Raw genomic sequence first — 21,728 nt, 5'->3', positions numbered from 1 at the left:
GCGACGTATTCACCAGTGGCGCGCGCAACAGTCCCATTACCGGCGCCGTGGTTTTGCCCCGCCTGTCAGTTAGCATCTACGGCTGTAGTACTAGGCGGAACGATCGACATGCTTGCTCGCAGCGAGCCGGTTCGATATCAGCCCTCCCTCGTCGGGAACACACTCGACGTTCTGCACCGCTTCGCCATCGCCGGAATGGGCGTGGCTTTCCTGACCGACTATTCGATCGCCGAAGATGTGGCAGAAGGTCGATTGGTAGGCAAGGCGATCGACCACCCTCTTCTCGGGCGCCAGAGCGTCCAGGTACTTGTGAAATCCGAGCGAACGCTACCCTTTGCCGCTCAAGAACTCCTACGGCGCATCGAAACGAGGATGTCGACGTTTGCGACTCGCGACGAGTCATAAAATTCGGCCGGGGGCGGTCTGTCGACTCGATTGTCGGGCGAACGCGGTGTTCGCGGTTGAACCTGCGCGCGGAGTGTCACGATGAGGCGACGGCTGCTGCGCCGTCAGGTGATGCCGGCATGCCGCCGGGTGGTCGTCGGAATCCGTACGGGTCGTCACCCCCGGGGTGTACACCCTATCCGTCACCCGGTTTTCGCCCTCGCCCTCGCCCTCGCCCTCGCCCTCGCCCTCGCCCTCGCCCACAATAATATCGAGCGATATCGAATACTCTCTGTCCGATTTTTATTCACGCCGCATCGGGTAAAGCCAGCGCGTCGTCGCGTGGCCTAAACCCGTCGACTCCCCATGTTGCATCAACATCCAGCCGCTTCAGAACGACGCGAAATATTCGCGACACCCCGTGTTAAAGCGTAGCATTCGGTGCTTGCCGCAAGCAGGCATCGGTTATCCGTCTGACGTCATTATTTATGACAGGGAACGCGGGCTCCCGGACAGGTGAATCGGGTCGGCCGATTATTCGATATTTTGTACTCTATCGATGCGATTGAATCGAAAATTTGCTTGCATATCGATGACGATTCACCCGCCAGTCGGGCAGTTCGCCGGGGTAGACTGTTGTGCTGTTCGAGCTCCTGCTTCACACGATCGACCGCAGCTTGAGTTGCGGCGCGGTTCTTGACATTCGTCATTGCGATAGCTCGCGCGATCGCGATGACGGATGCAATCGCGCGGACATGGCGTGTAGCGGCCAAGTTGAAATCCATGGCCAGCTCCTCATCATGATGGCATTCGACTATCCTGTTCGGGACCCGTCGCGCGCGTGATCGACAATTGTGATGCGGGGAGACCCCGTGTACAAACCCGCCGCACCCGCTCGCCTGCAGCTGCGTGCTACTCTCGTAATCGGCACCGGCCAAGACAGTTCAGTGGTGCGTCAACAGTGAACATTGTGGATTCACGCATCATGTACTCGATCTTGCCCGCGTTCGTATCTGCGTTGTTTCTCGGGTTTGGCCTCTACGTGCTGGCCACCAAGGGTCTCACGCGCGTATCTGTCCCGTTCGTCCTGATGTGCGCGACGACTTTCGTCTGGCAAGGAACGTGGGCCTTCCTGTTCCAGACGACCGAGGCGGATGTTGCCAACCTGTTGGTCAAGGCAGGCTATCTGTTCATCCTTTTCCTGCCGACCACCTTCTACCATTTCGTGACGGAGATCGTGTCGCGCCGGGACGAGCGGCCGATCATGTTCGCATCCTACGGACTTTGTGTCCTGCTGGCGGTACTGCTCGTCACGAGCAATGCGGTCGTCGATGGATTTCGCCCGCATTTCTTTGGCCCGTATCCCAAGGCGGGCCCACTGCATCCGTTGCACGTCGTGCAGACGGTATTCCTGGTCGGCCGCAGCGGTTGGCTCCTGTTCGACGCAAGACGACAGGAGCGAGCGCGAGACGTCCGGCAACTGCTCACTCAATGTCTCGTCAGCCTGGGCCTCTACTCGCTCGCGGCCACCGACTATGCGGTGAACTACGGAGTCGAGTTCTATCCTGTGGGGGTGCTGGTTATCGCGCTCAGTCTCGGGATTCTCGCGACGTCGATCGTCCGCTATGGCCTGATGGGCCCCTATCTGCTGGCCGCGACGGTCGCGCATGAAGTGGCCACGCCGCTGGCGGCGATCGGCCTGCACGCGGACGAGCTGCGGCGCGTCCTGCCGGTGCTGCTGCGCGGGTATCGGCTAGCGGTGGAGCACCGGTTGTGCGCAGACGGTTTATATCCCGAACAGCTGGAGCGGCTGCCGACGCTCGCGTCGTCGATCCGGCGCCAGGTCGACACCACGAGTACGGTGGTCGAAATGTCCCTGGCGTCCTTTACACTGGACCGACTCGATCGCCACGGCTTCGCGGCCTATCCGATCCGGGCCTGTGTCGACGCCGCGGTGGAGCGCTTTCCCTTCCGTGTGGGTGAGCGAGACCGCGTATCGGTCGACCCGATCGATCCGGACCTTCGGTTCTCCGGATCCGACTCGCTCGTGATCTTCGTCATCTTCAATCTGCTGAAAAACGCCCTGTACGCGATCCACGCAAACGGCCATGGGCAGATCGAGATCGAGGCCCATCGCAGCAACGGTTACTGTGTGGTGCGTTTCAGCGATACGGGTCCGGGCATCGCTCCCGATGTGCTCCCGCGAATCTTCGACGCCTTCTTCTCAACCAAATCGCACGGTCACGGCGCCGGCATGGGGTTGAGCTTCTGTCGCCGCGTATGCGAGGCGCTCGGCGGCACCATTACGTGTGAATCCGTCCCCGGCGTCCGGACCACGTTCACGATTCGGCTGCCGGAGCCCGGTTCGCCGGCGGACCAGGCATTGCGCGATCCGCCGGCGCCCACCCGGCGCTATCGCATCGGGTAAGGCTGTCTCACATTCAGTTCGCGGCGGACGGCAGGATCAGTTCATACGCCTTGACCCGCTCGACGATGCCCGGCGGAAACCGGCGGATCCGCTTGTCGGAACCGGCAAACACGATCTGCTGATACCCCAGCGACACTTGCCGTCCGTCAACGTAGAACCGAAACAGCAGATAGGCCGAACACTGCCGAACCTCGAACGTGTTGAGATAGCAATCGACCCGCTGGAACGGAAACGTCTCGTGGACGTATTCCTGATGCGCGCGCTTCGTCACGAACGACCCGCCGGCCGCCAGCAGGTTGTTGTGGATGCACTCGTGAAACCAGCGTTCGCGGCACACGCCCTGCCATTCGAAGTAGCGTGAGAAATAGGTATTCATGAAGGCATTGGAATCCTTGAGGTAAATGTCGACTACGTGATGGAAGGTTTTCTCGGACAGATGTGCCGTTTCGTTGGAAAGGACGTTAAGAATCGTGTCTCGCGTCAGCATGGATAACTCCTTGAATCGCTACTGGCGGTAGCGGCGCATTCCTTCAACGAGAAGGAATGGCCCGATTCTCCCCGTGCATTTAAACTGAGCGGCGCGGTCCAAACGTGTCGAATGCGCGGATAAGGAGCAGTTGATGCGCATCCCACTTTCGCCGGATAATTGGCGCGGTCGTGCAATGCGACCGTCGTTCGCGGTCATGCGTCTCCGGTGCCGCACGTTCCTCTGCTGATTTATCGAGACTCGAATGCAATCCTTCGTTAGGCAGCCGGTGCTTTATCCCGTGTCCGTGGTGTTTGTCGACGACAATCCGGATTTCCTGCAGGCACTGCGGGGCATATTTCCGGACGAACGCCTGAACCGCTTCTTTACGCAGCCCCAGGCGGCGCTCGACTTCGTATCGTCGCGTGATGTGGAGTTGCCACCGACCGCCGCGGACTATTTTGGTGCGGAGAATACCGGCGGAAATGCGATCGGCCACGATGTGCTCACCGATCTCGCCCGATTCGAGGCGGTGGGCGCGGTAGTCGTCGACTATTCGATGCCGGAGGTCGACGGCATCCGGTTTCTGGCCTCCATCCGTAACGCGGACTGCATGAAAATCCTGCTCACCGGCATCGCCGATGAGCGCGAGGCAGTGGACGCATTCAACGCGGGACTGATCGATTGCTATCTGAAGAAAACCGACGTCGAGATGCCCCGCAAGCTGGCGACCGTGCTGGACAACGCGAAACGCAAGTTCTGCGCAGCCCGCGGGCACATCAGCCTGCATGAAGCGGGGGCGACCTACCGGGATCCGCGGATCGTCAAGCTGATCGATGAGGTGGCCGCGCGGGAAGGCATCGTCGAATACTACTGGCGCCCCAATCAGGACGCGGTGCTGATGTTTGACGCCGCCGGTGCGCCAAGTGTCTTTCTCGCCTGGAACGAGGAGGACTGGTCGTTCCACTGCGATATCGTGGCCGACGCGGGCGGACCGGCCGAATTGTGTCGCGGCATGGAAGCGCGCCGCATCATGCCGCTGTTCTGGCCATCTCAGGGCTATCGGCCGGGCCTCGCGGACATTCACTGCGCAACCCCGCTACCCGTTCCGGGATGGGGCGGCACGTTTTATAGCTGGACCCGTCTGGACGAAGCGGCCACCGAGCGCGAGCTGCCCACGTTGGCAAAATGGCGTCACGTGTAAGAAATCATCCCCCGTCCCTAGACGGAACGGGTAAGCGAGGCGGTGCTGTCGTCGGGTCGGCAGCAACTCGAACCGGAATAATCCCTGTCAATGTTGACAGTTATCATCGGCGCGAAATTTTGTTCTAATAGCGCCCTATTCCGAGGGCCACCCACTATTCCAATCAGACGGCGCATCCAATCAGAGCAGGCTGTCGATCTGCGATCTGCGCCGCCTCCCGATATCGATCGATTCTCGATCTGATGTTGTCACCATGCCTCACGAAAGCTACAGCGCGAAGCGATCCAAATACGTCCGACTGGCGGATTTGGATCGCTCATACGCCGCTTATAAAAAATATTCGAATTGCATCGGAAAATAAAACGGCGAATCTAAAATTTATATAGCATTCCAATATCGGCGCAGGATTCATTCTTAACATTCGCCTGTGCGTATCCTATGCTGATTGAGATCGAATGGAACATGCCGTTCGTTCGATCATTTTTATTCCTTGACCGAAATCGCATACTGCCGGCCTGCGCGCCGCGCGGTTCGTCGTCGATGCGATTCCTGAGCCATTCAGGAAGGAGCCGAACATGCACCGAACAACCCGGTCCGTGCTGTGGTGGCTATGCCTTTTCGTCGCGCCGCTCGTGCTGGCGACGATCGAACTGTTTCATCCTGCCGGATTCACGCATGACCCCGGCATGTTCGATTACCTGTCGAAGCCCGAATACGATCACAACCACGAAGCGCTGGCGTATTTCGGCCCCGCCTGGTGGTTTGCGCTGCACATGATCCAGACGCCCTGCGTCGTGCTCGTCTGCATCGGGCTGTGGCTGCTCGTCGGCGACGATCCGGGTCCGGTCGCATGGCTCGCGCGCCTGTCGACCTTCGTTTTCCTGGTGGCCTACACGGTGCTCGACGCGGTCGGCGGCATCGGGCTCGGGCGCTTGCTGCAGATCGCAGCGCAGATGACGCCCGACCAGCACACGGCCATCGCGACGCTGCTGAACAACTTCTGGGTCGACCGCTGGACGGGCGGTGTCGGGTCGTTCATCAGCCTGACCGGGTCGTGGGCCGCGTTTTTCGCGATGGCATTCGTCGGGCTCGAACGCTGGCTGCGCCGGCGCACGCGGGCCGCCGTGGTGCTCGGCATCCTGCTCGCCACAGCGGGATACCTGCTGCAGATCAGCCATGCCGCGATGACGGGCCCCGCCGCGTTCGCGTTGCTGACGATCACCGCGCTCGCGATGCATTTCCTCGAAAGGCGCGAAAACGCGAAAGCGCCGCAAGCAGCCGCCGCCCCGCTCGCCGCGCCGCCGGACACTCGCCAGCCCGAGCTGGGAGCGTGAGCGCAGCGGAACACGCCGCGGATTCTCAACCCTTTGTCGGCCAGGGTCGCGGCAACGCGAGACGCGTTAGATTGTCCGCCATGGACACATGCCGCTATTGCCAGAAAATCCGTGACGAATAGGACCGCCACGGGGACGAATGCCGCTGGGCAATCGCCCAGCCTGCCTTGGAGCGCCACGACAGGCAGCCACTGCCCGCTCCGGCACGATCCGGACGAATACTCCGACAATGAATGGCAGTTCGCTGCCAAACAGGGGGCAAGGCAAGCGCGCCTTCAGCCTTGGCGATATCGGCACGCCTGGCGCACGCCTGACGCACCTGTCAGCCTCCGGGAAGGCAGCGGGGAATCCGATTCCCCGCCGCGCTTCGATACTGCTCAGGCGAGTTCTACCGGACCGTGGTCGTCGCAATGATCGCCATGCGGGTGATGAAGATGGCCGTTGACCAGGTAGTCGACGTGATCGCCATGCGGTACCCGCTCGTGCCCACAGCCGGGGCCGTGGATGTGGCCCGGTTCATGGCCGCCGCAACCCGGCGTGCACTGGTCGGGATTGTTTGCACTGACCTCGACCTTGTGTTCGTCGACATGATCGCCATGCGGATGATGTAAATGGCCATCGTGCAGATAGTCTACGTGGTCGCCGTGCTTGATTGCGGTGTGTCCGCAGCCCGGACCATGCTGATGGTCATGGTGAGCATGATGAGGTTCGTTGCATGGGTTCATGCTTGTCTCCTTTGTCCGCACGGAAACATTCGATGACCACCTGTCGATGCCCCATCGAAAGAGGCTTCGACGGCGGAACCTGCCTGGCCCGGCTCTGCGCCATCAGGAAGCGAAGCCGGAACGCGTGGCACGCCTCCTAACAATACTCCCGGCCGACCACGACGGCCAGTCGGCATGGCTGCGTCGAGCGAAACTCATCGACCGGCAACAAACAGGGGCATTGTGCACGACGAATGCAATGTTATATCATCTCAATCTTGGCGTGACGCGTGCGTCCTGCTTGCTCACGCCGGCAAGAGGCTTCCCGTAGACGGGAAATGGCGCCGCAGAAATGATATGTTATAACGTATCCAGTCGTTTCGACGTGCCTTTCAGCGTGCTCTCGCGGGAAAAAAACGACCCCCATCCCGAAACGCACAATGAAAATCAATCGCCTGCTACTGTCTCAGGCCGCCATCCTGGCGTTCGCCGCGTTCCTCCAGGCTGAAGCTTTCGCCGCCGATGCCGGCGCGACCCTTGCCGGCACCGTCGCCGATACGCAAGGTCACGCGCTCGTACACGCCCGGATCACGCTCCAGGATGCCGACGGCCACGCAGTCGCGCACGCGCAGTCCGGCGCCGACGGCCACTTCCGGTTCGACAATGTCGCGCCCGGCACCTATGTGGCAGTCGTCGACGCGCCCGGATACACGACCGGCACGAGCATCTCGACAGTCGCACAAGGCAAGGCGCCCGCCCCGGTCGACGTGAAGCTCGGCAAGGACACCGGCACGCTGGACGTGACGGTGAACGCGAAACGGCTCGATCGCGCGCGCAACGGGCTGCTGCCGGAAGTCGGCGCCAGCGTCTACCGGTTCTCGCAGGCCGACATCGAGACACTGCCTCAAGGCGAGAACACGCCGCTCAATCAGGTGCTGCTGCAAGCGCCGGGCGTTGCCTACGATTCGTTCGGGCAACTGCATGTGCGTGGCGATCACGCGAATCTGCAATACCGGCTGAACGGCATCATCATCCCCGAGCCGATCAGCGGCTTCGGCCAGTCGCTCGACTCGCGGATCATCGACCAGATGAACCTCGTCACCGGCGCGCTGCCCGCGCAATATGGCTACCGGACGGCCGGTGTCGTCGACATTCGCACGAAATCCGGCGACACCGGCAACGGCGGCACGATCGACGTCTACGGCGGCAGTCATCAGACGATCCAGACGAGCGCCGACGTATTCGGTTCGAACGGCCCGCTCAGCTATTACTTTTCCGGCACGCTCGGCGAAAACAATCTCGGCATCGAGGCGCCGACATCGAACGGAAATCCGCTGCACGACCACACGCGGCAAGGCAACGCGTTCGGCTACCTGTCGTATCTGCTGAATCCATTCACGCGCGCGAGCCTGATGTTCGGCACAACGAGCAATCGCTTCGAGATCCCGAATACCCCCGGCATCGCGCCCGCGTTCACGCTCAACGGGAACTCGACATTCGACTCGGCCGCGCTCAACGAGACGCAGGCGGAACTGAACAACTTCGCCGTGCTCGCCTTGCAAGGCACGAACGGCGGCGCGCTCGACTACCAGGTTGCGCTCTTCACGCGCTACACGCGCACGAAATTCAATCCCGATCCGGTCGGCGATCTGATCTTCAACGGCGTCGCGTCCGACGACTTCCACAGCAACCGCGCGAACGGTGCCCAGGCAGACTTCACCTATCGACTGAACGACAGCCATACACTGCGCGCCGGCCTGATGTTCGAGCGCGAGCATGCGGTCTTCGACAACAACGTCGCCGTATTTCCTGTCGACGCCAACGGCAATCAGCTGTCGGATCAGCCGACCACGATTTCCGATTCGAACGACAAGTCGGGCTATCTCTATAGCCTCTACGCGCAGGACGAGTGGAAGATCACGCCAAAGCTGACGCTGAACTACGGCCTGCGTGTCGATCGCATGAACGAATACGTGCAGGCCGGGCAGTTGAGTCCGCGTATCGGCCTTGTCTATCAGCCAACGGAATCGACGACGCTGCACGCAGGCTACGCGCGCTATTTCACACCCCCGGCGTTCGAACTCGTGTCCGATTCGACGATCGGCACCTTCAATGGCACGACGAACCAGAGCCCGAGCGCGCAGAACGATCCGGTAAAACCCGAGCGCAGCCACTATTTCGACGTCGGCATCACGCAGCGGCTCACACCCGCGCTCACGGTCGGGCTCGACGCATACTACAAGAAGGTGTCCGATCTGCTCGACGAAGGCCAGTTCGGCACCGCACTGATCTTCACGCCGTTCAACTACCAGTACGGTCGCGTATACGGCCTCGAATTCACGTCGAGCTACAAGCAGGGCAACGTTGCCGCGTATATGAACGTCGCGTATAGCCGCGCGCAAGGCAAGAACATCGAGTCCGCGCAATTCAACTTCAGTCCCGACGAGCTCGCTTACATCGCGAACAATTGGGTGTATCTCGATCACGACCAGCGCATCACGGCGTCGTTCGGCGGTGCGTATACGCTCGGCAAGACGACCTTCAGCGCCGACGGCATCGTTGGAAGCGGCCTGCGGAGCGGCTTTGCGAATACCGATCGCCTGCCATGGTACGCACAGGTCAATCTCGGCGTGCTCGAGCACTTCGAAGAACCGATCGTCGGCAAATTCGACGCGCGTGTGTCGCTCATCAATACGTTCGGCCGCGTCTATGAACTGCGGGACGGCTCGGGCATCGGCGTCGGCGCGCCGCAATTCGGACCGCGGCGCGCGATCTACGCCGGCCTGACCAAGCACTTCTGAGCTCCAGATCACACGAGGTAACACACGATGAATGAATGGGCAGGTTTCACGGATGCGTTGCGCATCGGCGGCTGGGTCGTTTATCCGCTCAGCGCGCTCGCGATCATCGCACTTGCGATCACGCTCGACCGTGCATACGTGTTCTGGCGCTTCACGAGCGGGCGCGGCAGCGCTGCCCGCGCCCTGCCGGAGCGGCACGTGACGCGTCGACTCGCGGCGATCTTCGATCAAGGTGCGACGCCGCTCTGGCACGTCGAAGCGAAGCTCGATGCCGCCGCGCAGCAGGTCGAGCGCGACATGAGCCGCGGCCTCTGGCTGCTCGAAACGATCGTCACGGCCGCACCGCTGCTCGGCCTGCTCGGCACGATCGTCGGGATGATGCGCTCGTTCCGGCTGATTGGCGGCGACGGGCTCGTGAGTCCCGCCGGCGTGTCGGGCGGCATCGCGCAAGCGCTCGTCGCGACTGCGATCGGCCTTGTCATCGCGCTCGTGTCGCTGTTCGCATTCAACTATTTTTCGCGACGCGTCGACAGATTGATGGACGATCTCGAATCATTCGCGAACGAACGGCTCGCCGAAATGCGGCTGGCGCGCGAACAGGCGGGGACGGCGTCATGAAGCTGCGCCGCTCGCGCACATCAAGGCGCGGCCGTATCGAGATCATTCCAATGATCGACGTGATGTTTTTCCTGCTCGCGACATTCATGCTGACCTCGCTCGCGATGCAGCGTCTCGACGCGGTCGGGATCAATCTGCCGCGTGGACACGCGCAGCAGCTGCAGGCGGATCGGCCATTGACGCTGGCGATAAGCCGGACCAACCAGATCTTCGTCAATCAGCAACCGGTGTCGCTCGACCGCGTGAACGGTACCGTCGCCCATCTGCTCGGCCGGAATCGCGATATTGTGATCGCGGCGGACGACGGCGCAATGCATGGCATCGTCGTGCAGGTAATGCTTGAAGCCCGGCGGGCCGGGGCCGAGCATTTTCTCATCGCGGTTCATCGTGACTAGGAGCGCGCTCGAATCAGGTGCGCCGCCCGATCGTGACGGGCGTCGGTTCGCGGGAACGATCGCGCTCGCCAGCGTGATCTGGGGCGCGTTTCTTGCGAGTTCGACGCGGCTATTCTCCGGCGACGAACCGGCTCCGCACGCCCCGGATTCAATTCAGATGCAGCTGGTCGAACTGCCGCCAAGCGCGCCACCCACGACGCATGCGGCATCGAAAGCGGCACCCATCGAACACACCGTATCGAAGCCTGTGCCGCTACGGCCAGCGCAGCCGCTCGCGCCGGTTCGGCCTGCTGCCGCCGTGAAGCGGTTCGATCCGGCTCCATCGCACGACGCGCTGCCGACGCAACAACCGGTTGCGTCGCCGGAGACACACACCGCGCATGCGACACTCGACGATGCGCGGCCTGCCTCTGCGACGAAAGCGGACGCCGCCACGACGCATTCAGCCTCGGCGGGCAATGCGCAGGCACGTTTGATTTCGCAGCCGCTGCCCGAACTCCCCGACGATTTGCGCGAGCAGGGATATCAGGCGATGGCGGTCGCGCGCTTTCTTGTTCACGCAGACGGCACGTTCGACATCGATCTTGTCAAACCGACGCAGAATCCTCGACTCAATCAAATCCTGCTCGAGACCCTGCGCCGATGGCGCTTTTTCCCCGCGATGGAAAACGGGCGTCCCGTCGAGAGCCAACAGGACGTGCGCGTGCATTTCAACGTGAATTGAGCGATTTGGGTTGCCCGCGTGAAGCAGGGATATGTGCAAGCCCTCGCGGCAATGGCGACACAAAGACACCCAATCGACTAACGTACAGCAACAACACGCCGCGACTACGCACCCCATCATTCAACGCATTTTCGCGCAAACGGATGGGCGCACAATGCGCTAACCAAGCCATTTGTTCCAAAATCAAATCACCAGTAACCCGGAATAAGAAAACAATCGACTACTCCGCAATCCATAAAAATGGGACATTTAGACTCGATGACAAGCCGAGCGCGTACCAATGAGCATTCAACACCGGCACACTGCAAATGAGCATCGGCGCGATCCGGACGTTCGCCGACAGCCCATCTTATGACGCCGTCGCCGTGATCGCGGGTTCGTCCAGCATCGGGACGCCGGACCTGATGGCCGGCGCCGTTCGTGATGCATTGCCCGGCACCGACCAGCCCGTGGTCGCGTTCGTCAGCCCGCATGCGCCGGCCGTCGCGCGCGATGAACCGGTTCGGCATCACGTCCGTGCGCGAACGCGTCGCCCGGAGTTTCGACGACGCCGAGCAGGCCGCGCGTCAGTATCGGCGCAATGCAGCAGGCAAACTCGGACGTCGCGAAAGACTCGGAACGCCCTCTTTTCCGCGGTTCATCCGCGCGTTTGACCAACGCCAGCCGTCAGTGCTTGAGCGAACATCCGATCGTCGAGCATCGGTTCTTTCGACGGAATTCAATCGAGCCTCAATGCGATTCCGACGCGTCAGCTGCGGATCGATTCGCTTCACCGAACAATCGAATCACGAGGCCACGCAGCCAGCGGTTGCCGGCCTCATGGTGATATCGCGCGTGCCAATGCTGCCGCACCGCAAAACCGTCGACCGGAATCGGGCATGCATGAACCGCCAGGTCGCTGGCGTGAGCCAGTGTCTCGCCGATATGACGGGGTAGCGTCGTGATCAGGTCGGTCGTCTGGACGATCGCCCCCAGCCCCAGAAAACCGGGCAACTCCAGCACGACGTCTCGCTCGATGCGCGCCTGTCTCAACGCCTGTTCGAGAAGTTGCGCACCGGTTCCCGCCGTAATGGCGACATGCCCCTCGGAACGATACTGCTTTGCCCCGAGGCGACCGCGAATTCTCGGATGATGCCGGTTCGCCAGGCACACCCAGTCCTGGTCATACAGTTTCTGCTGATAGATGCCGCCGCCCAGCCACGGCACATAGCCGATCGCGAGATCGGCTTCGCCGGATTCGAGCGCCCGCTCCGTATTGCCGTCGATTCGTGCGGCTTCCAGCCGGACGCCGGGCGCCTGCGCCCGGACATGGGCCAGCAGCCGCGGAAGCAGCGTGACGTGGCTCGCGTCGGTCATGCAGATGCGAAAGCGTCGCTGGGCCGTCGCAGGATCGAACGCAATCTCCCATGCAGTGAAGCGCCGCAGGGATTCGAGAATTTCCCGGCACGGCCCGATCAGCGCGTCGGCTTGCGGTGTCGGCGCCATGCCGCCAGGCGTGCGAATGAACAGCGGATCGTGCAGGTATTCCCGCAAGTGCCCGAGCCAGATGCTGATGGTCGGCTGGCTCTGGCCGAGTTGCTCGGCCACGCGCGTGACGCTGCGTACGTCGTACAGGAGATCGAACAGCTGAAGCAGCTTCAGGTCGGGCAGGTCGGCTGGCATCGTCGCACTATTGTCCAAGGCAATGACGTCATTATATTCATTGCATTGTCGATATGAGCAGCGACTCCTATCGTGAAGCCATACGTCAAGGAGAAGCCATTGAAAATCGCGATTCTGGGGGCCGGCGCACTGGGCTGTGCGATCGGTGCCACCCTCACCCAAGGCGGTCACGAGACCTGGTTGATCGACCGCTCGCCCGCGCACGTCGATGCAATGCGGCGCGACGGACTGCGGGTCGACGATGCGGGCGGCACCCGGCAGGTGCGCGTGCGTGCGACGACTTGCGCGGACGATGTCGGCGCGGCCGATCTGGTGATCGTGCTGGTGAAGTCGTTCCACACCGACGCCGCGATCCGCGGCGCCCAATCGCTGGTGGGGCCCGAAACCGCCGTGCTGTCGCTGCAAAACGGGCTCGGACACGAGGACATCCTGATCGACGTCGTCGGCCGCGAGCGCGTGCTCGCCGGCAAGACTTACGTCGGCGGCGTGCTTCGCGGTGCGGGACACATCGAATCCGGCGTGATCGGCAAGGCCACCCATATCGGCGAACTCGACGGCCGCATCACGCCGCGCGTGCAGGCAATTGCCGCCGCGTTCAATGCCGCCGGCCTCGCCACGACGATCAGCGACAACATCGTCGGCACGATGTGGGACAAGCTGCTGGTGAATGTCGCGACGGGCGCGCTGACGGGCCTGACCGGCCTCACCTACGGGCAGCTTTACGACGAGCCGCTGCTGAAGGCGACGTCGCTCGTGGCCGTGGCCGAGGCGATCGCGGCGGCGCAGGCGGCGGGCGTCAAGCTGTCGATGACCGATCCCCAACAGGCATGGACGCTCGCCGCCGAAGGGCTGCCGGCGACCTTCAAGACGTCGATGCTGCAAAGCCTGGAGAAGGGTTCGATCACCGAAATCGACTTTATCAACGGTTCGGTCGTGCGCTGGGGGCAGCGCTACGGCGTGCCGACTCCGGTCAATGCAACGCTGGTCGCCTGCATCAAGGGGCTCGAACGCGCGATGGCCGATCGCCAACGCAAGGAGGCTGCCGCATGAATGCCCCGAAAGCCTATCTCGAACACGTTGCGATCTGGGTGAAGGACATCCGCTGGCACATCCGTTTCTTCGAGGAAGTGCTCGGCATGACCCTGCGCGAAGTGGACGGCGCGCTCGACGCGCCGCGCCAATACTGGACGCTCGGCGGCCTGCAGTTCATCCACGCGCCGGAACACGAAGGCCCCGAAGGTCGGCTCGCCCATCTCGGCGTGATGTGCGAAGACCTGGAGGCCGCGCTGGCCGCGGCACAACGATTCGGCGTGACGGAGATGCCCCAAGGGCGGAACTGGCTTCGCCTTCCCGACGGGCTTGCCGTCGAACTGATCCAGGCCAGACCGGCTTCCTGCGTCGCGCAGGCGCTGGCCATCGACCCGCGCGCGGGGGAGTGATGATGACGATCGTCGAGAAATACTGGGACGACGCCCGCGAGGGCGACACGTGCACGAGCCCGAGTTACACGGTGACGCGCGAGCGCATTCTCGCGTACGCCGACCTCACTGGCGACCATACGCCCGTCCACGTGGACGAGGAATACGCAAACACGAGCCATTTCGGGTGCCTCGTCGCGCACGGGCTGTTCGGCTTGTCCATCGCCGACGGGCTGAAAACGCAGAGCGACTATCGCTTCCTGCCGGGCATGTCGCTCGGCTGGAGCTGGGATTTCCTGCTGCCGATCAAGGTCGGCGACGTGCTGCACGTGAAGTTTCGCGTCGGTTCGATGCGGGCGAGCAAGAGTCGCCCGGACTGGGGCATCGTCGTGCTGCCGTCGGAGTTGATCAACCAGGACGGCCAGGTGGTTCAACGCGGCGAGCATCGCCTGATGGTGCCGCGCCGCCCGGAGGCACTGTAATGCAGGCTCGTCCACTCGAAGGCATTCGCGTCATCGACTACAGCCACTTTCTTGCCGGCCCGTACGTCGGGCGCTGTCTCGCGGCGCTCGGCGCCGAAGTCATCAAGGTCGAGCGCCCCGGGACGGGCGACGCCGGACGCCAGCACGCTACCGTGCTCGACGACCAGCAAAGCGGCTACTTTCTGCAGCTCAACATGGGCAAGCGCGGCGTGAGCGTCAACATGAAAGACGCGCGCGGCAAGGCGTTCATGCAGCGGCTGTGCGACTCCGCCGACGTCTTCATCGAGAACTACCGGCCGGGCGCGCTCGACAAGCTCGGGCTCGGCTATGCCGAGTTGTCGGCGCGCAATCCCGGGCTCGTCTACTGTTCGATTTCGGCGTACGGTCACACCGGCCCCGATGCGCATCGCGCAGGCTTCGGGCTGATCGCCGAAGCCAAGAGCGGGATCATGCAGATGGTCGGCACGCCCGGCGACCGGCCGCCGCTGCTGCGCATTTCGCTCGGCGACATGTACACCGGCATTCATGCGGTCGCGGCCATCAACGCCGCGCTGCTGGGGCGAGTGAAGAGCGGCCGCGGTCAGCATGTCGACATGGCGCTGTACGACACGCTCGTGTCGATGCACGAATACGCGGTGCAGTGCTATACGCTGAAAGGCGTGCTGCCCGAGCAGACCGGGCACGACATGCCCACCTCGACACTCTATGGCGTGTTCCGCGCCGCGGACGGCGATCTCGTGATCGCCGCGCAAGTCGACGACGCGTGGAAGCGCTTCGCCGAACTGATCGCGGCGCACGGCGGCCCGGCGGACTTCGGCGCCGACACGCGGTTTCACGACAGCACCGGACGCAACGCGCATCGCGCGGAGATTCTGTCGGTCGTCGAGCCGTGGGTCGCCGCGCGCTCCGTCGCGTCGGTACTGGCGCTGCTGGACGGCATCGACGTGCCGTGCGCGAAGGTGCAACGCATCGACGAGGTATTGAACGATCCGCAGATCCAGGCCAGAGGCATGGTCGTCGAGCAGCAGCATCCGCGCTACGGAACGCTGCGCCTGCCCAACCTGCCGTTCCGGTTTTCCGATTGCGATACGACGATACGCGAGGTCGCGCCCGATCTCGGGCAGCACAATGCGGAAGTCGCGCGCTCCCTCGGATTCGATTCGGCCGAAATCGACGCGATGCAGGCCGATGGCGTTCTCTATTCAAAAGTGAGCCAATGATGACCGACCAATACGCGGTGATCGGCAATCCGATCGGTCACACGAAATCCCCGCTGATTCACGGCCTCTTCGCACAAGCAACGCGTCAGGACATCGGCTATACGGCGATCGAGGGGCCCGTCGAGCCGGCAGGCGCTTTTGCAGCAGCGGTACGCGCGTTTTTCGACGGCGGCGGCAAGGGCCTCAACGTCACCGCGCCGTTCAAGCTCGATGCGTTCGCGATGTCGGACGAACGCAGCGAGCGTGCGCGGCTCGCGGGCGCGGCCAACGCGCTCAAGTTCGACGGCGGCCGCATCCTGGCGGACAACTTCGACGGCATCGGGCTGGTTCGCGATATCGAAGCGAACCTCAACCTTCCGATGGCCGGCAAGCGGATATTGGTGCTCGGTGCGGGCGGCGCCGCGCGCGGCGCCCTGTTGCCGTTCCTCGAGGCCGGACCGGCCGAACTCGTCATCGCCAATCGCGACGTCGACAAGGCGCGCGCGCTGGTCGCGCAGGTCGCGGCACGCGGTTCGCCCGTTGCCTGCAGCTACGCGGACCTCGCACGGATGGGGTGTTTCGACCTGGTCGTCAATGCGACGTCGGCCAGCTTGACCGGCGACCTGCCGCCTGTCCCGCCGAGCGTGTTCAGTCCGAAGGGGACCGCCTATGAGCTCGCCTATGGCAAGCGCCTCACGCCGTTTCTCCGGCTCGCGAAAAATGCCGGTGTTCACGGGATCGCAGATGGCGTCGGCATGCTGGTCGAGCAGGCGGCCGAAGCGTTCGCATGGTGGCGCGGCGTACGCCCGGAGACCAGCGCGGTAATCGACCGGCTTGCCGTGCCCTTCGACTGATGTCGAAGTTCGGAGATTCTGCCAATGGCGTTCTGTCGTCGCGCCCAAGCATCGCAGCGGATTCGATCAGCACATCCCGCTCGGCTTTTGCTGGCCGGGCTTCCGAGGGCTTCCGCGTCAGCAGTGCCGCGATCACGGTCAGCAGAAACTTCGAACACCCACGGCATCATCGAGAACGCATGCCCGTCAACGGCATGCCAACGCTCAAACTCCCGGTACGTACGGCCGCCTATCGACTCGGACATGCCGGATTGCCAGCCGCCACCTAATGCCTTGAAAGCGGCAACCGCCGCGCGTGCGGATTCGGTTTGCACCCGCACGCGAGCGTCGGACGCACGCAGCAGGCTTTCGTCGGCCTGCAACACTTCGATCAGGCTGACGACGCCTTTCTGGTACGCCGCGACCGGCTTGCCGGCACCGACGGCCGCCGTCACGAACTCGCGCGCGGCCGGCACCATCCGGATCGCGTCGCCGTTCACGACGCCGCCGGGCAGCACGACCGCGTCGTAGTCGCCCACGCGCGCATCGTCGAACGTGCGGTCGACCTTCACGCGCTTGCCCTTTCCGACGTGCCTGAAACCCTGGATCTCGCCACGCTTCTGCGAAATCACGTCGACCTGCGCGCCTTCGGCTGCGAGTGCGCGCTGCGGCTCGACGAGTTCGGCTTCCTCGAAGCCGTCGACCGCGAGGATTGCCACCTTGCAATGAACCAAACCCTCCGTCCGTGCCGCGCCGGTCTCGCAGCAAGCGGCGTGCCGGTTCTGCTAACGGGACGCGCTCGACCACGGGCCGGCCGGCGCGGTGCGCTCGCTCGCGGTGCGTGCCGGCTGTCGTGTCGACATCGGTGATCGCACGCGGAGTCTCCGCGGCGCCGCCGATAAACGGTTCGCCGGCGCAGCCGCTTCGAACGCCCCGCTCCGAAGGCAGGGGTTGCTGGTTCGATCCCAGCCGGGCGCGCCAAGCCTAGTCAGGCTTTCAGCGGTTTCGCCACTTCATCGTTTTTCCCCGGCACAGCGAAAATACAGCTGGCCAGTGGCAGGTATTGGCCTGCGGACCTTGCGGCCAGGCTGCTTGCAAATCGCGTAGCGCTTCGGGATGAAGCGCCGCGATTCGCAGCAAGGTCTGCGCGGCGCCGGTTGGTTCGCGGCGCCCTTGCTCCCAATCCTGCAGCGTCCGTACCGACACCCCGAGCAGTAAAGCGAAAGCGCTCTGCGACAGGCCAACTTTCGCGCGTGCCAACGATGCTACGGTCGGTTCCACCTTGGTGACGCGTGCGCGTTTCCCCGCCTTCATGTCGCCAACCGACTTCAGCAGGTCGGCCTGAAACTGTTCGAGTTCCTTATCCATTTTCGACCTCTTCACGTAGCCGGTTGAGGAGGTCTGCCGGCAGATTGTCAAATTTCGCCTTCGTATAGGCGATCAGCAGCCAGATACATCCATCGTCGAGCACGTTGTAATAGATGACTCGGGCGCCACCGCGTTTGCCCATGCCGACGCGCGACCACCGAACTTTGCGCAATCCGCCACTCCCGGGAATGACGTCCCCGGAGAGCGGATTGTTGGCCAGCCAGACGATGAAGGCTTCTCGCTCACCGTCGCGCCAGACGCGTGGCGCTCGACGGGGCGTTCCTCCATGCACTTTCATGCTTATGCGCATTGGTGATGCGGTCTCTACGTTTTCAGCTCGGCCGGCGGGTCGGCCGGATCGTAGTGCTGCGTGTGGTGGCCGCAGGTGCATGAGACACGAACTCCGGCGAGCGCGGGCGCGGACCAGTAGCGCGTATCCCAATCACGGACGAAGTCGATGCGGCATTCGGAGAGGTTCAGCCAGCGCGCGCATTGCGGGTTGCGGCACTGCACGAGGCCGGGGAGGTGGAGGGATTTCGCTGGCATGCGTGTTCCTTGAATGAGCGGAGCAGCGATCGTAGCGGGCAATTTTCCACGGGAGCGTAGACGTTTTCCTAGCGCAGCAACTACAGTGAAATTTCCGTTTTGGCCGGCTTGGATAGCCTTGACTGACCTCGGCCAGCCTTGGTTTTTGCAGTTTGCGAGCCGCGCAAGGCATTGATTCATAAGAGATCGTGGGGTGCCGATAAAACTCGCGCGGGGCGTTTTCCCGCACGCCGCGGCGACGCCGGTCACGACGCAAGACGCGCTATGCGCGATGCCGCAACGCGTCGATCACGACGGTGAACGCCCGCGACGCCGGGCGACGGCTCGGATAGTACGCGTGGTAACCGGGAAAGACCGGGCACCAGTCCGGCATCACGATCCGCAGGTTGCCGTTGCGGACATGCTCCAGCACGACGTCCTCGGTGACGAACGCGATGCCGAAGCCGTCGAGCGCTGCCTGGACCATGTGCGGCTGCGTGTTGCAGGTGATCCGGCCGTTCACGCGCGCCAGGACGGCGTTCTTGCCCTTCTTCAACTCCCACGCATAGATGCCCTTCGCCGTGGCGAGCCGCAACGTGACGCAATCGTGATCGAGCAGATCCTGCGGCTTCTTCGGCGGCTTGCGGCCGTCGAGATAGGCGGGCGCCGCGACCATCGCCATCCGGACATCCGGGCTGATCCGCACGGCGATCATGTCCTTCGCCACCTGGTCGCCGTACCGCACGCCGATGTCGTAGCGCTCCTCGACGATGTTCGACAGCCCGTAATCGACCGACAGCTCGACGCGGATATCCGGGTAGTCGGGCAGGATCTGCCTGAGTTTCGGCCAGATGATCGTATCGATCGGATGCTCGGTGGCCGTAATGCGCACCACGCCGGCCGGCTTGTCCCTGAAATCCGACAGCGCGGCCAGTTGCGCCGTGATCTCGTCGATGCGCGGGGCCACCGCCTGGAACAGCGCTTCGCCCGCGTCGGTCATCGACACGCTGCGCTTCGCCCGCGTCGGTCATCGACACGCTGCGCGTCGTACGCGTCAGCAGCCGCACGCCGACCCGCGCTTCGAGATCGCGAATCGTATGGCTCAGCGCCGATTGCGACACGCCGAGCCGCGTGGCTGCGCGCGTGAAGCTGCGGTCGCGGGCCACCGCGAGAAAGACGATCAGGTCGTTCAAATTTTCACGCGCCATGTCGAAACGCTCCGGTCGGGACGGACGCCAATCGTAGCACCGCCCGCAGCGATTGATCGGATTGGCTCATAAGTCCAAGCATGCCGCGCTACTTAATCGATCCGGAGCGGCTCGCTAGACTGCGAAGCCATCGACCCGATGCGTCGCGGCAGCGCCCGGACGCACCGGCTATCCGCCTTTCGGAGCTGAACCTCATGCCTACCCGCTTTCTCACGACCCTCGCCGCGCTTGTCGCGTCCGCTCCGCTATTCGCGCAATCCGCACCGGGTCTGACGCGCGAACAGGTCCGCCAGGACATGTTGCGTTACGAGGCCGCCGGCTTCAATCCGGCGCGCATCAACCCGCGCACCCGGGTCGACGACGCGCAGGCCGCGGCGGCCAGGGTGCAGGCCGGGCGCGATGACGACGCGCGCACGTAACTGGCCGGGCACGGCGTCACGACACGTTGCGATTGAGCGCGCGGCGGCCACTCCTCTCCGATCCTGTTCCCGACATGCAATCCCTCTCCACACCCGATCGCGGCACGGCACCGGACGGCGCGGCCGCGTGGGGCGCCGTCCTCGCGATGTCGCTCGGCGCGTTTGCGCTGGTCGCGTCCGAGTTCATGCCGGTCAGCCTGCTCACGCCGCCTCGCGCACTGGTGGTTGACGCCCGCGCCACGACGCCCCCGCGGCTTTTTTACAAGCGCCGTGCAACCTCCCCGTCCGGCTGCGCACGCCCGTTCGCCGCGTCCGGATAGCCCGGTAGCCGGTGCGGCGTGCCCCCGCGTTCCATGCGGTGCTGGTGCTGTGCATGATCGCCGGTATCGCGATCTGCGTGACCGACCGTGGCGTCGGCATCGCGCGCGACGCGCTCGAAACCATCGTCGAGCTGCTCGTTTTCGCGTCAAGAAGCGAGCAGAATGACGTCGCAGTCGTGGTCGAGATTGCTTGCGTCGACCAGCTCGTCCTTTTGTATCGCCTTGAATAACGTTCCGGCTCATACATCGGATGACGAACTAATATTCGTATAACGCTGGCGATCTCACCTTTTTGATGCAGCAGCCCTATCTACAGGTGTCGTGTTTTTGACTGCTGGCAAGTTGGCGGCCGTCTGCACGATTGGAGCGCATCGTGGGCCATCCTCAACCGTGTGCGAGTAGCGCTTCCGGCTCCGCGGCGGCGGATCGTCTCGTCAGGAATCGCCGCTGCCGGACTGCCTCGCGGCGACTGCGGCCATCGCACAACATGGCCGATTCTCGGTGGATCCCCGCGCAGCGTTAGAATAGCGCCCCTTCTCACAGGAGACGAAAATGTCCTGGTTCGTTTACGAAGTGCCCGAGTACCACGAAGACGCCGCACGCATCGAGCCCTTCAGCGACCTGCGTAGCCGTGTGCTGAAAATCAGCGGCCCGGCGATGGCCGACGAACTGGAAAGCGTTCGCGAGAACGCCGCGGCCACGGCGGACAGCCCCGAGCGCCCCCTGCGTACTCCGGAAAATCCGCATGTCTTTCCGATTCCTTACGCCGACTCCATGATCCTGGTCGGGTTCATCTTCGATCTGAAACGCGAATTCCGGCAACTGGTCGTGTCACCCGTGGAAATGCCCTGGCTGAAGGACGCATGAAGGGTGAGGCCGGATCGACATCGTGCGTTGACGGTCGCACAGCGCGAGCCGTAATGGCGTCTGGTGCGATCGTCGCATGTTCCGCGATATTCCCGTCATATCGTGCTGTCGGTGTTTGCGCGGATGGCCGAACAGGCGCCGCTCTACATCTATACGGCGCTCGTGTTCACTGACGGGATCACCGCACTGGGCGTCGCGCGCGAGCCGCTGCTGGCGGCGGTGCTGGTCGCATCCTTGGTCGAGTTCTTCTGGCATTACGCGTCCGCCGCATTGGGGGACGAGGCGCCGACCAAGGTATTGCCGAATCCCGTCCTGAAGGGTGCCCAGGCGAAACTGGCCGCCAGCAAGTAATTTGCCGGCAACGAGACG

23 protein-coding genes and 4 pseudogenes are annotated in these 21,728 nt (G+C 63.3%); 18 read left to right on the top strand and 9 right to left on the bottom strand.

The features are described from left to right. Window positions 1–108: 108 nt before the first annotated feature. Window positions 109–405, top strand: coding sequence for a LysR substrate-binding domain-containing protein (locus HWX36_RS12990; protein WP_244136404.1), 297 nt, complete (start codon window positions 109–111; stop codon window positions 403–405). 461 nt (window positions 406–866) lie between these two features. On the opposite strand, the gene HWX36_RS12985 is transcribed toward HWX36_RS12990, so the two are convergent. Then, the gene (locus tag HWX36_RS12985; protein WP_175952473.1) at window positions 867–1,169 is read right to left on the bottom strand and encodes a hypothetical protein; all 303 of its coding nucleotides are present in this window, start codon (window positions 1,167–1,169) and stop codon (window positions 867–869) included. Between the two features lie 200 nt (window positions 1,170–1,369). Between HWX36_RS12985 and HWX36_RS12980 the strand changes: the two genes are divergently transcribed. Continuing rightward, on the top strand, window positions 1,370–2,812 hold the full coding sequence (locus HWX36_RS12980; protein ID WP_175952472.1) for a sensor histidine kinase: 1,443 nt from the start codon (window positions 1,370–1,372) through the stop codon (window positions 2,810–2,812). A gap of 13 nt (window positions 2,813–2,825) precedes the next feature. Here HWX36_RS12980 and HWX36_RS12975 read toward each other — a convergent pair whose 3' ends face one another. Then, entirely contained in the window at window positions 2,826–3,299 is a 474-nt protein-coding gene (locus HWX36_RS12975; RefSeq protein WP_175952471.1) for a thioesterase family protein, read from the bottom strand. A gap of 244 nt (window positions 3,300–3,543) precedes the next feature. Here HWX36_RS12975 and HWX36_RS12970 point away from each other — a divergent pair, with 244 nt between their 5' ends. Continuing rightward, entirely contained in the window at window positions 3,544–4,482 is a 939-nt protein-coding gene (locus tag HWX36_RS12970) for a response regulator (protein WP_175952470.1), read from the top strand. Window positions 4,483–5,057: 575 nt separating this feature from the next. Beyond that, a complete protein-coding gene (locus HWX36_RS12965) occupies window positions 5,058–5,816 on the top strand; it encodes a hypothetical protein (RefSeq protein ID WP_175952469.1) in 759 nt (252 codons plus the stop codon). Window positions 5,817–6,193: 377 nt separating this feature from the next. Here the strand turns inward: HWX36_RS12965 and HWX36_RS12960 are convergent, their stop codons facing one another. Beyond that, complete coding sequence (locus HWX36_RS12960) at window positions 6,194–6,541, bottom strand: hypothetical protein (protein WP_175952468.1); 348 nt, start codon at window positions 6,539–6,541, stop codon at window positions 6,194–6,196. Window positions 6,542–6,960: 419 nt separating this feature from the next. Between HWX36_RS12960 and HWX36_RS12955 the strand changes: the two genes are divergently transcribed. From HWX36_RS12955 to HWX36_RS12940, 4 genes are all read left to right on the top strand, one after another. Beyond that, window positions 6,961–9,321 carry a TonB-dependent receptor gene (locus HWX36_RS12955; RefSeq protein WP_175952467.1) on the top strand — a complete coding sequence of 787 codons (2,361 nt, stop codon included), beginning with the start codon at window positions 6,961–6,963 and terminating at the stop codon, window positions 9,319–9,321. A 27-nt stretch (window positions 9,322–9,348) separates the two neighbouring features. Further along, window positions 9,349–9,939, top strand: coding sequence for a MotA/TolQ/ExbB proton channel family protein (locus tag HWX36_RS12950; protein WP_175952465.1), 591 nt, complete (start codon window positions 9,349–9,351; stop codon window positions 9,937–9,939). After that, window positions 9,936–10,334 (top strand): biopolymer transporter ExbD, encoded by a 399-nt coding sequence (locus HWX36_RS12945; protein WP_175952464.1) that lies wholly within the window; start codon window positions 9,936–9,938, stop codon window positions 10,332–10,334. Before HWX36_RS12950 ends, HWX36_RS12945 begins: the two co-directional genes overlap by 4 nt. A gap of 157 nt (window positions 10,335–10,491) precedes the next feature. Beyond that, the gene (locus HWX36_RS12940; protein WP_175952463.1) at window positions 10,492–11,058 is read left to right on the top strand and encodes an energy transducer TonB; all 567 of its coding nucleotides are present in this window, start codon (window positions 10,492–10,494) and stop codon (window positions 11,056–11,058) included. Window positions 11,059–11,787: 729 nt separating this feature from the next. Here HWX36_RS12940 and HWX36_RS12935 read toward each other — a convergent pair. Further along, on the bottom strand, window positions 11,788–12,738 hold the full coding sequence (locus HWX36_RS12935) for a LysR family transcriptional regulator (protein WP_175952499.1): 951 nt from the start codon (window positions 12,736–12,738) through the stop codon (window positions 11,788–11,790). Window positions 12,739–12,819: 81 nt separating this feature from the next. Here HWX36_RS12935 and HWX36_RS12930 point away from each other — a divergent pair, with 81 nt between their 5' ends. The 5 genes from HWX36_RS12930 to aroE are packed head-to-tail and all read left to right on the top strand — an operon-like array spanning window position 12,820 to window position 16,673. Next, the gene (locus tag HWX36_RS12930; protein WP_175952462.1) at window positions 12,820–13,770 is read left to right on the top strand and encodes a ketopantoate reductase family protein; all 951 of its coding nucleotides are present in this window, start codon (window positions 12,820–12,822) and stop codon (window positions 13,768–13,770) included. Continuing rightward, window positions 13,767–14,159, top strand: coding sequence for a VOC family protein (locus tag HWX36_RS12925; RefSeq protein WP_175952461.1), 393 nt, complete (start codon window positions 13,767–13,769; stop codon window positions 14,157–14,159). The genes HWX36_RS12930 and HWX36_RS12925 overlap by 4 nt, the downstream gene beginning before the upstream one ends. Before the next feature lie 2 nt (window positions 14,160–14,161). Next, window positions 14,162–14,620, top strand: coding sequence for a MaoC family dehydratase (locus HWX36_RS12920; protein ID WP_175952460.1), 459 nt, complete (start codon window positions 14,162–14,164; stop codon window positions 14,618–14,620). Then, entirely contained in the window at window positions 14,620–15,840 is a 1,221-nt protein-coding gene (locus HWX36_RS12915) for a CoA transferase (RefSeq protein ID WP_175952459.1), read from the top strand. The genes HWX36_RS12920 and HWX36_RS12915 overlap by 1 nt, the downstream gene beginning before the upstream one ends. After that, window positions 15,840–16,673, top strand: coding sequence for a shikimate dehydrogenase (gene aroE / locus HWX36_RS12910; RefSeq protein WP_175952498.1), 834 nt, complete (start codon window positions 15,840–15,842; stop codon window positions 16,671–16,673). The genes HWX36_RS12915 and aroE overlap by 1 nt, the downstream gene beginning before the upstream one ends. 377 nt (window positions 16,674–17,050) lie before the next feature. Here the strand turns inward: aroE and HWX36_RS12900 are convergent. The 5 genes and pseudogenes from HWX36_RS12900 to HWX36_RS12880 form a co-directional block, all read right to left on the bottom strand. Then, window positions 17,051–17,386: pseudogene (locus HWX36_RS12900) on the bottom strand (DJ-1/PfpI family protein); the annotation flags it as partial. Between the two features lie 355 nt (window positions 17,387–17,741). Further along, a pseudogene (locus tag HWX36_RS12895) lies at window positions 17,742–18,020 on the bottom strand (helix-turn-helix domain-containing protein); the annotation flags it as partial. After that, window positions 18,013–18,318: a transcriptional regulator gene (locus HWX36_RS12890; RefSeq protein ID WP_175952458.1), complete on the bottom strand. Its 306-nt coding sequence runs from the start codon at window positions 18,316–18,318 to the stop codon at window positions 18,013–18,015. The pseudogene HWX36_RS12895 and the gene HWX36_RS12890, both read right to left, overlap by 8 nt. A 26-nt stretch (window positions 18,319–18,344) precedes the next feature. Continuing rightward, on the bottom strand, window positions 18,345–18,566 hold the full coding sequence (locus HWX36_RS12885) for a hypothetical protein (RefSeq protein ID WP_175952457.1): 222 nt from the start codon (window positions 18,564–18,566) through the stop codon (window positions 18,345–18,347). Window positions 18,567–18,828: 262 nt separating this feature from the next. Beyond that, window positions 18,829–19,753 (bottom strand): annotated as a pseudogene (locus tag HWX36_RS12880) (LysR family transcriptional regulator). Window positions 19,754–19,947: 194 nt separating this feature from the next. On the opposite strand from HWX36_RS12880, the gene HWX36_RS12875 reads away from it, so the two are divergent. The 5 genes and pseudogenes from HWX36_RS12875 to HWX36_RS12855 all read left to right on the top strand — a co-directional run bounded on the left by HWX36_RS12875 (window position 19,948) and on the right by HWX36_RS12855 (window position 21,710). Next, window positions 19,948–20,172, top strand: coding sequence for a DUF4148 domain-containing protein (locus tag HWX36_RS12875; protein WP_175952456.1), 225 nt, complete (start codon window positions 19,948–19,950; stop codon window positions 20,170–20,172). A gap of 74 nt (window positions 20,173–20,246) precedes the next feature. After that, window positions 20,247–20,381, top strand: a pseudogene (locus HWX36_RS12870) (MFS transporter); the annotation flags it as partial. A 164-nt stretch (window positions 20,382–20,545) separates the two neighbouring features. Then, window positions 20,546–20,722 (top strand): hypothetical protein, encoded by a 177-nt coding sequence (locus HWX36_RS12865; RefSeq protein WP_175952455.1) that lies wholly within the window; start codon window positions 20,546–20,548, stop codon window positions 20,720–20,722. 322 nt (window positions 20,723–21,044) lie between these two features. Further along, window positions 21,045–21,359, top strand: a complete 315-nt coding sequence (locus tag HWX36_RS12860) for a helicase (RefSeq protein ID WP_175952454.1) — start codon at window positions 21,045–21,047, stop codon at window positions 21,357–21,359. A gap of 102 nt (window positions 21,360–21,461) precedes the next feature. Then, entirely contained in the window at window positions 21,462–21,710 is a 249-nt protein-coding gene (locus tag HWX36_RS12855; protein WP_175952453.1) for a hypothetical protein, read from the top strand. The last annotated feature ends 18 nt before the right edge of the window (window positions 21,711–21,728 follow it).

Origin of the sequence: Burkholderia sp. BCC0405, assembly GCF_902833075.1 — a bacterium.
Taxonomy (GTDB): Bacteria; Pseudomonadota; Gammaproteobacteria; order Burkholderiales; family Burkholderiaceae; genus Burkholderia.
Note: the sequence above shows the minus strand (reverse complement) of the source record. Positions and strands in the feature narration are given on the sequence as shown.

What these genes read in the sequence shown, in the direction of transcription:
- HWX36_RS12865 (WP_175952455.1), top strand. Translation starts at nt 20,546, where the DNA reads ATGATCGCCGGTATCGCGATCTGCGTGACCGACCGTGGCGTCGGCATC.
- aroE (WP_175952498.1), top strand. Translation starts at nt 15,840, where the DNA reads ATGACCGACCAATACGCGGTGATCGGCAATCCGATCGGTCACACGAAA.
- HWX36_RS12950 (WP_175952465.1), top strand. Translation starts at nt 9,349, where the DNA reads ATGAATGAATGGGCAGGTTTCACGGATGCGTTGCGCATCGGCGGCTGG.
- HWX36_RS12965 (WP_175952469.1), top strand. Translation starts at nt 5,058, where the DNA reads ATGCACCGAACAACCCGGTCCGTGCTGTGGTGGCTATGCCTTTTCGTC.
- HWX36_RS12860 (WP_175952454.1), top strand. Translation starts at nt 21,045, where the DNA reads ATGTCCTGGTTCGTTTACGAAGTGCCCGAGTACCACGAAGACGCCGCA.
- HWX36_RS12940 (WP_175952463.1), top strand. Translation starts at nt 10,492, where the DNA reads ATGCAGCTGGTCGAACTGCCGCCAAGCGCGCCACCCACGACGCATGCG.
- HWX36_RS12875 (WP_175952456.1), top strand. Translation starts at nt 19,948, where the DNA reads ATGCCTACCCGCTTTCTCACGACCCTCGCCGCGCTTGTCGCGTCCGCT.
- HWX36_RS12915 (WP_175952459.1), top strand. Translation starts at nt 14,620, where the DNA reads ATGCAGGCTCGTCCACTCGAAGGCATTCGCGTCATCGACTACAGCCAC.
- HWX36_RS12920 (WP_175952460.1), top strand. Translation starts at nt 14,162, where the DNA reads ATGACGATCGTCGAGAAATACTGGGACGACGCCCGCGAGGGCGACACG.
- HWX36_RS12970 (WP_175952470.1), top strand. Translation starts at nt 3,544, where the DNA reads ATGCAATCCTTCGTTAGGCAGCCGGTGCTTTATCCCGTGTCCGTGGTG.
- HWX36_RS12990 (WP_244136404.1), top strand. Translation starts at nt 109, where the DNA reads ATGCTTGCTCGCAGCGAGCCGGTTCGATATCAGCCCTCCCTCGTCGGG.
- HWX36_RS12960 (WP_175952468.1), bottom strand. Translation starts at nt 6,541, where the DNA reads ATGAACCCATGCAACGAACCTCATCATGCTCACCATGACCATCAGCAT.
- HWX36_RS12985 (WP_175952473.1), bottom strand. Translation starts at nt 1,169, where the DNA reads ATGGATTTCAACTTGGCCGCTACACGCCATGTCCGCGCGATTGCATCC.
- HWX36_RS12980 (WP_175952472.1), top strand. Translation starts at nt 1,370, where the DNA reads ATGTACTCGATCTTGCCCGCGTTCGTATCTGCGTTGTTTCTCGGGTTT.
- HWX36_RS12955 (WP_175952467.1), top strand. Translation starts at nt 6,961, where the DNA reads ATGAAAATCAATCGCCTGCTACTGTCTCAGGCCGCCATCCTGGCGTTC.
- HWX36_RS12925 (WP_175952461.1), top strand. Translation starts at nt 13,767, where the DNA reads ATGAATGCCCCGAAAGCCTATCTCGAACACGTTGCGATCTGGGTGAAG.
- HWX36_RS12975 (WP_175952471.1), bottom strand. Translation starts at nt 3,299, where the DNA reads ATGCTGACGCGAGACACGATTCTTAACGTCCTTTCCAACGAAACGGCA.
- HWX36_RS12945 (WP_175952464.1), top strand. Translation starts at nt 9,936, where the DNA reads ATGAAGCTGCGCCGCTCGCGCACATCAAGGCGCGGCCGTATCGAGATC.
- HWX36_RS12890 (WP_175952458.1), bottom strand. Translation starts at nt 18,318, where the DNA reads ATGAAAGTGCATGGAGGAACGCCCCGTCGAGCGCCACGCGTCTGGCGC.
- HWX36_RS12885 (WP_175952457.1), bottom strand. Translation starts at nt 18,566, where the DNA reads ATGCCAGCGAAATCCCTCCACCTCCCCGGCCTCGTGCAGTGCCGCAAC.